The following is a 15,691-nucleotide window of genomic DNA, read 5'->3' as shown; positions in this document are numbered from 1 at the left end:
ATTTTGCACCGAAATTAGGTGGTCAATTTGAATTGGAATCAGGTGGTCACTTTAAATTGGAATTGGGTGGTCAATATCACTGGAATTTGCAACTTTACGCCATCAGTAAAAACATCTAAATTGAAATTATCATCTATCAAAGAGTTTATCTTTTGATAGTCAAATAGAGTGGTTCTTTTAAATCTTTGAAACTCCTTATCAAAAGTTTTATTAAAATGAGTTTCAGTCATTTTAAACTTTAAAGATTTTCGCTTTGTCTTGCCATCTTTTGTATATTGAATAACAATATAGCCTTCCTCATCCAACCTATTCTTTCTAGAAAGTATAATAGAACTCATCTATGAATGTTTTTAATATTTATTCAAAGATAATAAAGTTGAACAATAGTTGAACAGATTTACATTAAAATTATGTAAAAATTACAAACAAAAAAACAAGTAAAGTATTGAAAAATAAGGGCTTTAAAAAACAAGAAGAAGATAAATACTTTTAGATTGCAAAGATAATAAGAAGTTTAGGAGTTTAAAACTTAAAAAGTTTAAAGTTTTTATAATTTGATAGTTAGAATCTATGATTAAATAAAAAAGCAATCCTTCATAAAAAGATTGCTTTCTTAAACTAATTGAAAAGTAGTATTAATACTGTAAGAATAAATTGAAATTGATATCAACATTGTCATTAACTACCACCATGCCTAATAACTTTTTAGGAGATTTTAATTTAAAATCTTTGATATTTAACCTCAATTGTCCTTTTACATTATTCGTGTTTGAATTGAAAATTACTGGAACCAAATATTCTCTTTCAATACCAGCGATTTTTACGTTTAATTTTGCGGTTATGCTTTCTTTAATAGTATTTATTTCTTTAACATTGATTACAATATGAGGATAATCCTCTGCTTTAAGTATTGTTTTGAAATCTTTAGTTATCATTTTATGAGCGCAATCAAAACCTGTGCTTTTTATCGAAAGTTTTGCGCCTTCTAACACGATTTTGTTATTGTTTCTAGCTATTGAAACCTGCAAATCATTCTCAATAAAATCCGGATTATATTTACATTCAAAGCTATTGACGTTTGATTTTCCTTTTATCGAAACCTCACTTTTATTCGTGATTTTAACTTTGGTTTCATTTTTAGAAAATCCAAAACTCAAAAGAATAATAACTGCTATAATACTAATTGTTTTCATAACCTTAAAGTAAAAGCGAAAAGCAATTTAGCCTTTCGCTTTTAAATTTACTTATTTTGTGTTAGAATGTAATTACCGCTTCAAACATTAATCCGTCGAATTTTCCTCCGTAAAAGTCATTTAAACTATTACCACTATATTGAGAATATCCTTGATAATTTTGAGTTGTATAAGCTAATTTAGCTAAAATATTTTTAGTCATAAACCAACCTGCACTTGTTTCAAATCTATTTACATCTACTTTGCGTGTATCTGCATTTGCTAATTTACCAGAAACTGTATTTACTCTTGCACCTACGTAGAATTTTTCATTGGTTCCAAATCTATAAACTACGTCTCCTGCAAATTGATTTACTTTACGTGTAGCATCAACTCCTTTTTTATCACCACCTTGAGCGAACTCAATTGTTCCGAAAAACTCTAATCCTTTGAATTTTACAAAAGGGTTAAACATTACAGTTGTGAACCAGTTACCAAAGTTAGGATTAAATCTACCAGTTGTAGGGTTTGCAGCTAAATCTTTTGTTGCATTATTATCAACAGCAGTTGTATTGTAAGTATAAGCTGCATGAGACATTACATAGTAGTAACGGCTACCTGCTCTTTCAGAACTCCAAGGATTACCACTCATATTGGCATTGTGAGATAAAGACCCTGTTAATCTAACTCTTAAGTCTTTATTAAGTTGTTTATCGTAACCTAATTTAGCTAAAATTGTAGGGCTAATAGTAGTGTTCTGATCTGGAGTAGATGGAGTAACAGCTCCTGGAACAAACTCAGTAACATTTTGATTTAATTTACCGTTTGTCATACCAAACATAGACACAAAACCACTACGATTATAGTAAATTTCAGCACCCATTTCAGTTGTAAATGAATCCATAATATTACTTTCTATGAAAGGATTTACTAAAGCACTACCATTATCTGATCTTCTAAAGTGAGCATCACCATAGTTGTTTTCCATTTGACCAATTTTAATAGTCGCATATTTCATGAAATTTGCTAAGAAATCTTTTTTAATGAAATCTAATTTATCAATTTGCAAATATCCTCCTTTCACCCAAGTTTCATTGTGGTGTCTTGCCGCTAAATATAAATCTAAATTAACTCTAACCCCATCATACAATTGTGCTCCAATGGTCATATTTGCTGTTGGTAAGTTGAATTGATTTTCCAAATTATTCAATTTATAATTTGTGATAGTTGCTCCATTTGAAGCGGTATAAGAACCTGATTGTTGATCATTAAATGAATTCATTGCTTGAAATTGTAAAGCAAATGCTCCACCTAAATCAATACTTAATCCTTTATATGCAACTGTATCTTTTTTAACATCAAATTGATTAATTGCTCTCTGATCTCTTGGAATCATATTTTGCATTTGTCCAAAAGTAGGCGTTTGAGCCTTAATAGCGCTTGTAAAACTTAAAGCGGCTATTATTACTGATAATTTTATAAATGTTCTCATGACTTGAAAATTTTATTGTTTGTTTTAGTTATAAGTTCTTATTTAATTTAATTATATGTTACTTTAAAATCTATTGTAACATCTTTACCTGTTTTAATTGTTCCCATTAAAGCTGTTGGTGGTTTAACTCCGAAGGCGGTCATGTCAATTTTTGTTTTTCCAGAAAAAACGGCTTTTTTTCCAATGATTTTAACCGTAAAAGCTTGATTAATTCTTTTAGTAACTCCAGAAATTGTTAAATCGCCTTGTGTTTCTACAGTAAAATTACCATCTGAAAGCTCTGTGATTTTTGTTACACTTACTAACTTATAGTTAATGGTTTTATATGTTTTACTATTTAAAGCTTTGAATGTATTGTTATCCATTCCGCTTTTACCACTTTTTAACTGCTCAACTTCAACTGCAAAATCTAAACTTTTTATAGCTTTTAAATTTCCTGCATCAATTGTCATTGTTGATTTTCCACTCATCGCTTTAGCGTCAATTTCCCAATCGTGAAGATTTGAAGTTCCAAGAACTTTTAATTTACTTTCTGCTAAAACTACCTTAGCATCTTGTGCGACTAAAGTGTTAAAATTGCATAACATCATTAAGAATGTTAGTAATGTTCCAAACTGTGATTTAAACTTGCTCATAATACCTAAATTTTATTGAATACTATTTGTTCTAATTTTATAGTACAAATTTCCAACTAAAAAAAAACGCATTACATGACATTTGTCACGTTTGTTACAGAAAGTTAGTATTATTTTAAGAAAGGTTTAACGCAAATTGCGATTAAATTTAGGAAGAATTATTACACTAATTTATTTGTCTTGGATTGGGTTCCAAAAATGAGTGTCAAAATCAATAATTTGATTGTCTACAACTTTCACTCCTTCGTTTTCTAAAAGTTGTTGCATTAGATTTGTTCCTTCAAAATGATGCTTACCAGAAAGCATTCCAATTCTATTTACAACACGATGTGCCGGAACATCTTCTAAGTTATGAGAAGCATTCATAGCCCAACCCACCATTCGTACTGAACGAGCTGCTCCGAGTGCTTTTGCTATAGCTCCATAAGAAGTTACTTTCCCTTCTGGAATTTGACGAACGATTTCGTAAACACGTTCAAAAAAGTTGTCGTTATTGGATGTTGCCTTTTTCAAATATTAAAAAAATATTTTATAAAGCGAAGAAATAGCAACTATTCCCGTTAATATTGCTATTAAAAAATTAATATTCTGAACTATAAAAGTAAGTTTATGTTCAATTTTCTTAAAAAATCGAGCGTACAAATAAAACACAAAATAAGTACCTGATGCAGCTGATAGCGAAAACAAAAGAATAGAAATAATATCGTATTGAAACAATTCTTTTGAAGCCATCATTAAACTAGTTAACGCATACCAAGGAATGGCAAACATATTAAAAGCAGACATTGCCATTCCATAAAAAAAACGATTTCTTTTTTTATCAATAGTTACTTCGATATCTTTTTTCTTTTTTGCATTAAATCCCATTATGGTAAAAGCAATGGTTAATGCTATAAAAATAAAAGTACCAATTTTTTTTAATCCTTCGCTGAAAACAGGATTGGCATCCAAAAATTTAGCAAAATAAGTTCCTAAAAAGCTTTGGATAAAAACTACTACTACAGCCCCGAAAGCAAAATTCAAGGCTTGTTTTTGACTTTCTTTGATACTGATTTTAGCAATTGTCATATTCAACATACCTGGAATAATGATACCGCCTATGGAAATTATCAAACCTAAAAAAATAGCTAAAAGAAATATCATAACTTGATTTTTATCAAAAGTAAGGAAGAATATTGAAATGAAAGTAACAAAGATTACTTAATACGGAACTTAATATAGGTAATAGGTTTGTTTACTTCCAAATATTGACTTTCGTAAAACGTTTGAATTCCAGTTACTTCTGCTGGCGCTCCTTCGTTTTTATAAATATTGTGGTTCGAATAAATCACCTCATGACCTAAACCATGTAACAACCCTAATGTATAACCGTGCATAAATTCTGAATCGGTTTTTAAATGCATCAATCCGCTTGGTTTTAGGATCTTTTTATAGCGGTCTAAAAACTCAGCATTCGTCATTCTGTGCTTCGTTCTTTTATATTTGATTTGTGGATCTGGGAAAGTTATCCAAATTTCAGACACTTCGTTTTCAGCAAAAATATGATTGATTAACTCGATTTGTGTTCTTACAAAAGCTACGTTATTCATACCTGTTTCAACAGCAGTTTTAGCACCACGCCAAAATCTTGCTCCTTTGATATCAATTCCAATGAAGTTTTTTTCAGGAAATCTTTCGGCTAAACCAACAGAGTATTCGCCTTTTCCACAACCTAATTCTAATACAATTGGATTATCATTTTTAAAGAAATCGCTATTCCATTTTCCTTTTAACGGAAATTGGTCTCCCACCACTTCTTCTCTTGTTGGTTGAAAAACATTAGTAAACGTTTCGTTCTCGCTGAATCTTTTTAATTTATTTTTACTTCCCACTTCTAATTTATTTTGGGCAAAATTAAGCAAATAATTAGCACCACAAATAAACTTTTAATAATGTTTCAATAACCTTAACATTAGATACGTTTTCGTTTTTTGCATAAAACTTTTATTTTGAAGAAACGTAAAGTTGAAGTTGCTGTTATTTCCGATGTTCATCTTGGAACATATGGTTGTCATGCGAAAGAATTATTGGATTATTTATCTTCGATAAAACCTAAAATTTTAGTGCTGAATGGCGATATTATCGATATTTGGCAATTTAGAAAATCTTATTTCCCATCAAAACACTTAGAGGTAATCAAGAAAATTATTTCGATGAGTACTAAAGGAACAAAAGTGTACTACATTACCGGAAATCATGATGAATTTCTAAGAAAGTTTACCGATTTACACATGGGAAATATCAGTTTAATTGATAAACTCGTGTTAGAATTAGATCATAAAAGAGCTTGGATTTTTCATGGAGACGTTTTTGATGCTTCGATTACACAAGCCAAATGGTTGGCTAAATTAGGCGGTTGGGGTTACGATATCCTCATTTTAATTAACCGTTTTATCAATTGGATTTTAGCCCGATTTAACAAAGAACCGTATTCGCTTTCGAAGAAAATTAAAAACAATGTAAAATCTGCTGTAAAATTTATCACTAACTTTGAAAATGTTTGTGTGGAATTGGCAATAGAAAACGGCTACGATTACGTAATTTGCGGACATATCCACGAGCCTAAAATTGAGTTCATGGAAAATGAAAAAGGAGAAGTTTTCTATTTGAATTCGGGCGATTGGATAGAAAATTTAACCGCTTTAGAATACAACAACAAAAAGTGGAAATTATACCAACACGATAGAAATTTTAGTTCGGAGGAAAATGAATATAATTTTGAAGATGAAAATAAATTAGCCGAACAATTTATTGCGGTTTTGAAAAAATAATGAAGAAAAAAATACTCATAGCACCATTAAACTGGGGCTTAGGACATGCCACAAGATGTATTCCTATCATAAAAGCATTGGAAGAAAATGGCTTTGAACCCATTATTGCTTCTGATGGAGTAGCTTTAGCTTTATTAAAAAAAGAATTTCCAAATCTTTTGAGTATCGATTTACCTGCTTATAACATTCAATATGCAGAAAAAGGCAAAAACTTTAAGTGGAAATTAGCGCTTCAAATGCCAAAAATGATGTTGGCCATCAAAAAAGAGAAATCAAAAATCAATAAGATTATCGAAAACTATGAAATTGATGGAATTATTAGCGATAATCGATTGGGCGTTTATTCTTCAAAAGTGCCTTCGGTTTTCATTACTCATCAATTGAATGTACTTTCTGGAAAAACTTCTTGGTTGACTACCAAATTGCATTCGCGTTACATTTCAAAATTTGATGCTTGTTGGGTTCCTGATGTAGCTGGTGCGGAAAATTTATCAGGAAAATTAGGTCATCCCGAAAAGATGATGAACACCATAACTTACATTGGACCTTTAAGTCGAATTGAAAAAAAATCACTTCCCATTAAGTACGATATTATGGTTTTATTATCAGGACCAGAACCGCAACGTACTTTATTAGAAAAGAAACTTACCAAAGAATTAGAAAATAGTTCGAAGGAAATTCTATTCGTAAAAGGAATTGTGGAATCGCAACAGCAAATCGAGAAAGTAAATTCGATTACCTATTACAATTTTATGAACTCAGAGGAGTTAAGTACTGCTTTTAACGAAAGTGAATTTGTGGTTTGCCGTTCGGGTTATACCACGGTTATGGATTTGGCGAAATTGGAGAAAAAAGCGTTTTTCATTCCAACACCAGGGCAATACGAACAAGAATATTTGGCTAAAAAGTTTAAATCGGAAATTGTGGCTCCAAGTTGCAAGCAAGAGAAATTCAAAGCTTCAAAGTTAGAGAAAATTCACTTTTATAAAGGATTTAGAGATTTTTCGGTTGACCCGAATTGGAACGAATTATTTCGTCTTTTCCAAAGTAAATGAAAATTCTGAACCAACACCAATTTGACTTTCTACATAGATTTTTTCATCGTGTCCTTCAATGATGTGCTTCACAATGGCTAATCCTAAACCAGAACCGCCTTCACTTCTTGCACCACTTTTATCTACTCGGTAAAAACGTTCAAATAAACGTGGAATATTTTGTTTTTCGATACCTTCACCGTTATCGGTAATTCTTACAATGACTTTATTTTTGGTTAAATCTTCGATTCCAACTTCAGTTGTTCCTCCTTTTTTACCATATTTGATGGAATTTACGACCAAATTTGTCACTACTTGTTGGATTTTCTCTTGGTCTGCCATTACCCAAATAGGTTTGGTGTATTTCATATCGAAAGTCAAGGTAATGTTTTTGTTTGCTGCTTTCATTTCGAACAAATCAAACACGTTTTGAATCACCTCAACAATATTAAAACGAGTTACATCTAAATTGATTTCGCCTACTTCTAATTTGGTAATCATATCCAAATCTTTCACGATGTAAATCAAGCGTTCTACACCTTTTTCGGCACGCTCTAAATATTTTGTTCGGATATTTTTGTCTTCCATCGCACCATCAAGAAGCGTCAATAAATAACCTTGAATCGTAAAAAGTGGTGTTTTTAATTCGTGCGAAACGTTTCCTAAAAATTCTTTTCGGTATTCTTCTCTAATTTTTAAGGTTTCGATTTCTAATTTTTTATCTCGGGCGAATTTTTTAACTTCTTTCGTCAACGTTGCCATATCGGTTGTTACCGGTTGATTTACATAAGAAGTAGTTTCTAAAAGCGAAACGTCGTCGTAAATTTTCTTTACTCTTTTATAGATAAAATGCTCCACTCTAAATTGAATTAAAAAGAATGTCGCCGCATAAAAAATTAACGAAAAACCTAAAACAACCAGTAAATTTAATGACTGAACAAAATAATGATATAAAAAAATAGTCGCTAAAAAGAACAAAGTTACATATAACGATGACTTTAAAGCGAACTTATAAGATTTTTTAAATTTTAATTGCATTAAAATTCGATTTTATATCCCACTCCTTTAATGGTTTTAAAGAAGCTATCTCCAATTTTTTCTCTTAATTTTCTGATGTGAACATCGATGGTTCTTCCGCCCACTACTACTTCGTTACCCCAAACTTTGTCTAAAATTTCTTCACGAGTAAAAACTTTTCCTGGTTTTGTAGCTAACAAATAGAACAATTCAAATTCTTTACGAGGCAAGATGATTTCATCGCCATCTTTAATGATTTTGTATTCTTCTCTGTTGATTTCGATATTTCCTACCGTTAAAGTTGTCGTTGAAGAAACACCTTCTACTCCTTTTAATCTTCTTAGTAATGCTTGTACTTTACTTACCAAAACTTTTGGCTTGATGGGTTTTGCAATGTAATCATCAGCTCCTGCATCAAAACCTGCTACTTGCGAATAATCTTCGGAACGAGCAGTTAAAAAAGTAATAATCGTATCTTGAAGTTCTGGAATTTTTCTAATATTTTCACAAGCTTCCATTCCGTCCATTTCGGGCATCATTACATCCATAATAATTAATTGCGGATGTTCTTTTTTTGCTTTTGCGATAGCTTCTTTTCCGTTTGAAGCTGTAACGATTTGATAGCCTTCTTGAGAAAGATTGTATCCTACAATTTCTAAGATATCTTGCTCATCATCAACCAATAAGATCTTAATGTCTTTTTTCTTCATTACAAAATTTGTTATGTTTTGGTTTGTAAAGGTAAAGATAAAATAAAATGTTCAAAGGAGTTTACAATTATTTAATCTATTAACAATTCGGTAACGCATTCACAACTAATTCATAACAGGCAAGTAACTTTACTGTAACACTCTCGCAGTTCCTTTGCACCAAAATTTAACAACACAAAATGAAACTACGTTATTTATTATTATCATTATTCTTTTCAGTAGCAATGTTTGCTCAAAATGGAACTGTAACTGGAACTATTTTAGATAAAGAATTTAACAACGAACCTTTACCTTTTGCTAACATAGTAATTAAAGGAACAAAACAAGGAACTTCTACAGATGAGAACGGAAAATACTCAATTTCCCTAAAACCTGGCAACTACACTATAGTAATTGGATATTTAGGATACGAAACTAAAGAGATTCCATTTACCTTAAAAGCTAACGAGAAAAAAGTAATTAATTACACTTTAGAAGCTAGTGGAGTTCAATTAGCGGATATTGAAATTATTCAGGTGGTTTCTAAAGAAAAAGAAAGTGCTTTATTGCAAGAACAACAAAAAGCTGTTGAAATTAAACAAAGTATTGGAGCTGAAGAAATTTCGAAAAAAGGAATTGGAGATGTAGCAGCAGCAGTTGCAAAAACATCGGGTATTTCTAAACAAGAAGGTTCAAGCGATATTTTTGTTAGAGGTTTAGGTGATCGATACAATTCTACTACAATGAATGGATTACCATTACCATCAAATAATCCTTCTACTAAAAACATGTCTTTAGATGTTTTCTCAACTGACATTGTAGAATACATTGGAATTGATAAAACATTTAACTATAAAAACTATGGAGATTTTGCTGGGGCTAATGTGGATATCGTTTCTAAAACTTACAAAGGAAGTGGTATGATTGAAGTAGGAAGTGGTATGAATGCCAATTCAAATGCAATTTCACAAAACAAATTTTATTTGCAAGACGGACCAAGTTTTCATGGTTTTAGTAATCTAGCCATACCAAATAATCCATTAGCTGGTTATAACTTTACTACTAGTTGGAACAAACAAGCAGTAACTCCTATCGGAAGTTCATTCTACTTTAGAGGTGGCGATTCTTACTCAGTAGGTTCTAACGGTAAATTAAGTTTCTTTTTAAATACTTCTTTTGATAATGGATATACTTTTAAAGAAGGTGTAAGAAGAGGAAGTGTAAACACACAAGCCGTTGCTGTAAAAAATTTATACAGAAAAGCATATGAATATCAAACTAGTTCAAATGCTATGGCTAATATAAATTATAAAATAAACAGCAACAATAATATCAAGTTAAACTCGATGTATATAAACTCTACATCACAAAAACACGAAGAATTTACAGGAATTATTGATGTTTTTGGTGCTGCTCAAAATGGTGGTGGATTTATTCGTCGTTCAACATTTGACAGAACTTCTTTAATTATAAACCAATTACTAGGAGAGCATAAATTTGGAGAACGTATTAATTTTGACTGGGGCTTATCTTATAATATGATGACAAATGTTATCCCAGATCGTATGCAAAATACGATTATTCCTTTCACTTGGGATGATCCAAACTCGAGACTTGTAGCTTCTGATATTAATCAATCTGATAATCACAGGTACTACCAAGAAATGACAGATGATGAAATTGCAGGAAATTTCACTTTATCTTATAAATTCGGGAAAAAGGAAGACAATACGTATAAAGGAAAATTTATTGCAGGTTATAGCGGAAGATACAAAGAAATTAATTTTGATGCTACTCAATTAAATCTCTCTGTAAATAGACTATTATATAATTCTCAACCAACCGTTGATTTAAACAATTTAGATGGTTATTTCAATCAAGCTAATTTAGATGCAGGATTTTTCTCAATTAGAACTTTCAGAGGAAATATAACTAACCCAAATGCACTAAAGCCTCAAAATTATAATGGTCAACAAATTATTTCTGCAGGATTTGGAGCTATTGAATATCAGTTTACACCAAAATTATTCGTTATTGCTGGTTTCCGTTCTGAATATATTATTCAAGATGTTTTTTATAATACATCATTAAAAACGGGTAAAAATTTATCTGACACTATGGAATATTTACCTTCTTTAACAGCAAAATATGAAATTAACGAAAAACAAAATATAAAGTTAGCGGCAAGTAAAACCTATACCCTACCTCAATTTAAAGAAAGAGCACCTTTCTTATTTGAAGAAGTAGGACAAAGTTATTTTGGTAACCCATATCTTTATAATTCAACAGATTATAATTTTGATTTAAAATGGGAAATGTTCCCTAAAAATGGTGAAGTCATTTCATTTACAGGTTTCGGAAAATACATTCAAAACCCTATCAACCAAGTTACAGTAGCTTCTGCAACAAATGACATCTCATGGGTAAATTCTGGAGACAAATCAATTGGATTAGGAATAGAAGGAGAATGGAGAAAAAACATTATTTCAAGAGAAAGTAATACAACTGGAGAAAAAACTAATTTAGGATTTGGAATAAATGTATCCTATTTATACACAAACCAAGATTTAGACACACAAAAAGTAATTGAAGAGAATCCAGGAATTAGTGTAGCATTTACTAATAAAGATTCAAGACTTACAGGCGCTTCTGATTTATTAGTAAACTCTGACATCAGTTTTAACAAAGATTTTAAAAATGACAGATCGTTAACAGCAACTTTAGCAGGAGGTTATTTTTCAGATAGAATTTATGCGCTTGGTGTTACTGGAAAAGGAGACTTAGTAGATAGTGAAGTTGTCACTTTAGATTTTATTTTGAAATATAAAATAAATAAAAATATTGGATTTGGATTTAGTGCAAAAAACCTAACCGACCCAACTATCCAAAGAACACAAGACATTCAAAATGTAGTAGTTGACTCTTACAAAAAGGGCAGAAACTTTAGTATTTCGATGAAATATTCTTTCTAAACAATTAGTTAACAATAATTAAATATTTGGCAGATTTTTTTTCAAAATCTGCCTTCTTTTTTAATAAACTAATAACATTAGGATAAACACTAAAAAACAATTCAAGTCTACATTTGCTTCAACAAATTAAATAACACAAAAATGAAAAATTTACTATTATCAGCTTTAGCTATAGCTGTTTTAACTTTCGTCTCTTGCTCAAGAGATGAAGACTCAAATGACAACAATAATGGTGCTGTAACAATCAATCCAGCAGATTTTAAAGGTGAATTATTATCAGGACAATCTGCAACTTTAGACCCTACACAAGTTTATAATTTAACTGGTTCATTTATTGTAAGAGGCGGTGCTACTTTAACTATCCCAGCAGGAACAAGAATTGAAGCTACCGGAGGAACAGCCTCTTACATTGCAATTGCACAAGACGGATTACTTTATGTTAATGGAACATCTACTAACCCAGTAGTAATGACAAGTGGTAACGCTGTTAAAGCAACAGGAGATTGGGGTGGTTTAGTAATTTGTGGTAGAGCAAGCACAAACAAAGGAGGTTCAACTGGTCAAACTGCAACTTCAGAAGTGGGTGATTTAACTTATGGTGGTACTGAAAACGATGATAGTTCTGGAGTTATTCGCTATTTAAGAGTTGAATATACGGGTGCTGCATTTAATGCTGATAAAGAATTTAACGGTGTATCCTTATTTGGAGTGGGTAGCGGAACAGTTTTTGAATATGTGCAAGCTTATAAAAGTGGCGATGACGGAATTGAATTTTTTGGTGGAGCTGTTAATCCAAAATATTTAATTGCTTTACATAGTGAAGATGATGCCGTTGACTTTGCAGATGGTTTCTCAGGAACAATTGACTATGTGTTCATCAAAGATGTAGCTAAAGCAGGAGTTGAAGGTTCAAACAATGGAGACAATGGAGCTGCAACGCCAACAACTAATGCTACTTTAAAAAACTTTACAATCTTAAAAGGAAATTTAGCAGGTTCTGAGCACGGAATGTTTTTAAAAGAAGGTACTGGAAAATGGAATTGTCAAAACATCTACATTGATGGATTTACTAAAGGTTTAAAAATTAAATCGGCGGTTGAAGACCCAAGTTCTAACACAAACGTTGATAATGGTTTTGTTACTTTCAATCCTATCTATTTTGGAGCAACAATTACTACACAATCAGAATATGCGGGTACAAATACAACTTATTTAACTGTAGGAACAAACACGGGTGCTGGAAATAGTGGGGCAACACCAACTTGGGCAACTGGCTGGACAACAGGTTTATAATCAAGACTAAAATTATTCATAAAATCCCTCTTAAATGAGGGATTTTTTGTTTGGCATTGTATTTGCTTTTAAAAAATAGCTATCTTTACACTCAATTTTAGTTGCAATGAAAAAAAAATACTTCTATATTTTTATTTTTATGTTTTTGTTTTCTGTCAGTCTTATGGCACAAGAGAACAAATTTACTGTTGCGACTAAAACTCAAGAACCTACAATTGAGGGCTTAGCCATTTACCCAAATCCCGTAAACTCTGGAAAAATTTACATTACGACTAAATCGTCTTTAGACAAGAAAGTGGAAATTTTTAATGTACTTGGAAAAAAAGTACTAGAAACAATTATCACTACCAAAGAAGTTAATGTAAGCAATTTAGCTGCTGGAGTTTACATCATCAAAATTAAAGAAGGTGAAGCTACCGCAACAAGAAAGTTAATTATCAATTAGTTATATTTTTTTTGAAAATAAAATTAATTTAAACTTAACATCTATTTATTAGTAAGAAATTTAATTTGTTTTTATCTTTGTATTCAATTTTAATTCACATAAACATGAAAAAACTTTACACTTTATTTTTAATAACAATTAGCTGTTTGTCTTTCGGACAAGGTCCTTTTACAGCAACTTATGATTTCGCTTCAGTAACTACAACAACTGGAGCTACTGATCCAACAACTGTTCCAGTTGTTTCAGGGTTGACACTTGGAAGCTTTAATGCTGTTAACACAACAACTCCTCCTACTAATTCTGCAGGAGCTGGGAGATTTGCTTTCGCAAATCAACCTCTTGGCGCAGCTAATGGAGATAACACTTACACAAACTATACAGGTGCGCTAGATCCAACTATTTACTATCAAGTTACTGTTACACCAAATCCAGGTACAACTTATAATTTAACAGGAATTACATTTAGAGTTCAAAGATCTGGAACTGGCGTAAGAAATTATGCTGTAAGATCAAGTGCTGATAGTTATGCATCAAACTTAACGGCATCAATCAACCCAGCAAATACAGCTTTAGAAGTTGTTGCAGGAGATATATTCTTTTACAACGCAGATGCAACAGGTGGCCAAAATGGAAGTACCATTACTCTTAGTGGACCAAGTTTTACAAGTCTAACAACCCCTGTTACTTTTAGATTTTATGGATTTAACGCTGAACAAGCTGGAGGAAATTTTAGTATTGACGACGTTATAATTTCTGGTAATGTAACAACATTATCATCAAATTCATTTGATGGCATTAAAGGTTTAACAATGTATCCAAACCCATTAAAAGGAAATACATTATTTATTACTTCAACTGCTAATGCTGAAATGAATGTAAAAATCTACAATGTCTTAGGCAAAGAAGTTTTATCAACTAAAGTTAACAACACTTCAGTTGACGTAAGCAACCTAGCTTCAGGTGTATATATGGTTAAAATTACGGAAGAAGGTAAAACTGCTACAAGAAAATTAGTTATTCAATAATTAGTTTTTAAAACATATTGAAAAGCATCAACGAAAGTTGGTGCTTTTTTAGTTATGATAAATTTGTTTCCTATTTTTGCACCATGATTTCACAAGAAGACATTTTCCAAATTAGCTCAAAAAAAGAATTTGAAAAAATTACTTTAAAAGTATTTCGTCATCAGTACGATAACAATTTTGTGTACCAACAATTTTGCAACTTCTTAAAGAAAGACAAAACTAATGTGAAATCCTTAACCGAAATTCCTTTTCTTCCCATTCAGTTTTTTAAAAGCCATGATGTTTTAAGTTCATCCGAACCTGTTCAACAAACATTTACTAGTAGTGGCACCACAGGAATGCAAACAAGCAAACATTTAGTTACCGATGTAAGTTGGTATGAAATGAGTTATCGCTTAGGTTTTTCAGAATTCTATGGTAATATTAAAGATTATTGCGTTTTAGCCTTACTTCCATCCTATTTAGAACGCGAAGGTTCATCGTTAATTTACATGGTAGAAGATTTAATTCAAAGCAGTAATCATGAAGATTCTGGGTTTTATTTGAATAATTATGATGAATTGATTTCGAAACTAATCGAGTTAGACAATTCAGGTCAAAACGTGATTTTAATTGGCGTTACATATGCTTTGTTGGATTTAATTGAGAAACAAAAATTCCAATTAAAAAACACTATTATCATGGAAACCGGTGGCATGAAAGGCAAACGAAAAGAAATGATTCGCGAAGAACTCCATACAATTTTATGTAACGGATTTGGCGTTTCAAAAATTCATTCCGAATATGGTATGACGGAATTACTTTCACAAGCTTATTCTTTAGGCGATGGTATTTTCGAATGTCCTCAATGGATGCAAATTCTAATTCGTGATACTGAAGATGCTTTGACTTATGTTGCTGAAGGAAAAACAGGCGGAATCAATGTAATTGATTTAGCCAATATCAATTCCTGTTCGTTTATTGCTACGCAAGATTTGGGAAAAAAATATCCCAACCATTCTTTCGAAGTGTTGGGACGTTTTGATAATTCAGATATTCGTGGTTGTAACCTTATGGTTATTTAACCTTAATCACATAATAATTTTTCTTTCCTTTTTGCAACAACAA

16 protein-coding genes are annotated in these 15,691 nt (G+C 31.3%); 7 read left to right on the top strand and 9 right to left on the bottom strand.

What is annotated here, in order from left to right; genetic code table 11:
* Positions 1 to 38: 38 nt before the first annotated feature.
* The 7 genes from LDL23_RS12640 to trmB all read right to left on the bottom strand — a co-directional run bounded on the left by LDL23_RS12640 (position 39) and on the right by trmB (position 5,170).
* On the bottom strand, positions 39 to 338 hold the full coding sequence (locus LDL23_RS12640) for a hypothetical protein (RefSeq protein WP_366935459.1): 300 nt from the start codon (positions 336 to 338) through the stop codon (positions 39 to 41).
* Positions 339 to 635: 297 nt separating this feature from the next.
* Positions 636 to 1,193 carry a YceI family protein gene (locus LDL23_RS03190; protein ID WP_291264421.1) on the bottom strand — a complete coding sequence of 186 codons (558 nt, stop codon included), beginning with the start codon at positions 1,191 to 1,193 and terminating at the stop codon, positions 636 to 638.
* A 61-nt stretch (positions 1,194 to 1,254) separates the two neighbouring features.
* Positions 1,255 to 2,664, bottom strand: a complete 1,410-nt coding sequence (locus tag LDL23_RS03185) for a hypothetical protein (RefSeq protein ID WP_291264420.1) — start codon at positions 2,662 to 2,664, stop codon at positions 1,255 to 1,257.
* A 47-nt stretch (positions 2,665 to 2,711) separates the two neighbouring features.
* Complete coding sequence (locus LDL23_RS03180; RefSeq protein ID WP_291264419.1) at positions 2,712 to 3,299, bottom strand: YceI family protein; 588 nt, start codon at positions 3,297 to 3,299, stop codon at positions 2,712 to 2,714.
* Between the two features lie 171 nt (positions 3,300 to 3,470).
* Positions 3,471 to 3,812, bottom strand: a complete 342-nt coding sequence (locus tag LDL23_RS03175) for an MGMT family protein (RefSeq protein ID WP_291264418.1) — start codon at positions 3,810 to 3,812, stop codon at positions 3,471 to 3,473.
* Positions 3,813 to 3,815: 3 nt separating this feature from the next.
* A complete protein-coding gene (locus LDL23_RS03170) occupies positions 3,816 to 4,442 on the bottom strand; it encodes a LysE family transporter (protein ID WP_291264417.1) in 627 nt (208 codons plus the stop codon).
* Positions 4,443 to 4,495: 53 nt separating this feature from the next.
* On the bottom strand, positions 4,496 to 5,170 hold the full coding sequence (gene trmB / locus LDL23_RS03165) for a tRNA (guanosine(46)-N7)-methyltransferase TrmB (protein WP_291264416.1): 675 nt from the start codon (positions 5,168 to 5,170) through the stop codon (positions 4,496 to 4,498).
* 117 nt (positions 5,171 to 5,287) lie between these two features.
* On the opposite strand from trmB, the gene LDL23_RS03160 reads away from it, so the two are divergent.
* Positions 5,288 to 6,109: a UDP-2,3-diacylglucosamine diphosphatase gene (locus LDL23_RS03160; protein WP_291264415.1), complete on the top strand. Its 822-nt coding sequence runs from the start codon at positions 5,288 to 5,290 to the stop codon at positions 6,107 to 6,109.
* Positions 6,109 to 7,164 (top strand): glycosyltransferase, encoded by a 1,056-nt coding sequence (locus LDL23_RS03155; RefSeq protein WP_291264414.1) that lies wholly within the window; start codon positions 6,109 to 6,111, stop codon positions 7,162 to 7,164. Before LDL23_RS03160 ends, LDL23_RS03155 begins: the two co-directional genes overlap by 1 nt.
* On the opposite strand, the gene LDL23_RS03150 is transcribed toward LDL23_RS03155, so the two are convergent.
* Together LDL23_RS03150 and LDL23_RS03145 are read right to left on the bottom strand one after the other, a co-directional pair.
* The gene (locus tag LDL23_RS03150) at positions 7,138 to 8,181 is read right to left on the bottom strand and encodes an ATP-binding protein (protein ID WP_291264413.1); all 1,044 of its coding nucleotides are present in this window, start codon (positions 8,179 to 8,181) and stop codon (positions 7,138 to 7,140) included. The two genes, LDL23_RS03155 and LDL23_RS03150, sit on opposite strands and share 27 nt — an antisense overlap.
* The gene (locus LDL23_RS03145) at positions 8,181 to 8,870 is read right to left on the bottom strand and encodes a response regulator transcription factor (protein WP_291264412.1); all 690 of its coding nucleotides are present in this window, start codon (positions 8,868 to 8,870) and stop codon (positions 8,181 to 8,183) included. The genes LDL23_RS03150 and LDL23_RS03145 overlap by 1 nt, the downstream gene beginning before the upstream one ends.
* Positions 8,871 to 9,049: 179 nt before the next feature.
* Between LDL23_RS03145 and LDL23_RS03140 the strand changes: the two genes are divergently transcribed.
* The 5 genes from LDL23_RS03140 (at position 9,050) to LDL23_RS03120 (ending at position 15,648) form a co-directional block, all read left to right on the top strand.
* Complete coding sequence (locus LDL23_RS03140; RefSeq protein WP_291264411.1) at positions 9,050 to 11,821, top strand: TonB-dependent receptor; 2,772 nt, start codon at positions 9,050 to 9,052, stop codon at positions 11,819 to 11,821.
* Between the two features lie 141 nt (positions 11,822 to 11,962).
* Positions 11,963 to 13,114 (top strand): hypothetical protein, encoded by a 1,152-nt coding sequence (locus LDL23_RS03135; protein WP_291264410.1) that lies wholly within the window; start codon positions 11,963 to 11,965, stop codon positions 13,112 to 13,114.
* Positions 13,115 to 13,220: 106 nt separating this feature from the next.
* Complete coding sequence (locus LDL23_RS03130; RefSeq protein WP_291264409.1) at positions 13,221 to 13,559, top strand: T9SS type A sorting domain-containing protein; 339 nt, start codon at positions 13,221 to 13,223, stop codon at positions 13,557 to 13,559.
* A gap of 104 nt (positions 13,560 to 13,663) precedes the next feature.
* Positions 13,664 to 14,584 (top strand): T9SS type A sorting domain-containing protein, encoded by a 921-nt coding sequence (locus LDL23_RS03125; RefSeq protein ID WP_291264408.1) that lies wholly within the window; start codon positions 13,664 to 13,666, stop codon positions 14,582 to 14,584.
* Positions 14,585 to 14,667: 83 nt separating this feature from the next.
* A complete protein-coding gene (locus LDL23_RS03120; RefSeq protein ID WP_291264422.1) occupies positions 14,668 to 15,648 on the top strand; it encodes an acyl transferase in 981 nt (326 codons plus the stop codon).
* Positions 15,649 to 15,691 lie beyond the last annotated feature (43 nt).

Origin of the sequence: Flavobacterium sp. (genome assembly GCF_020217025.1) — a bacterium.
Classification (GTDB): Bacteria; Bacteroidota; Bacteroidia; order Flavobacteriales; family Flavobacteriaceae; genus Flavobacterium.
This window is presented reverse-complemented; position numbering and strand designations above follow the sequence as displayed.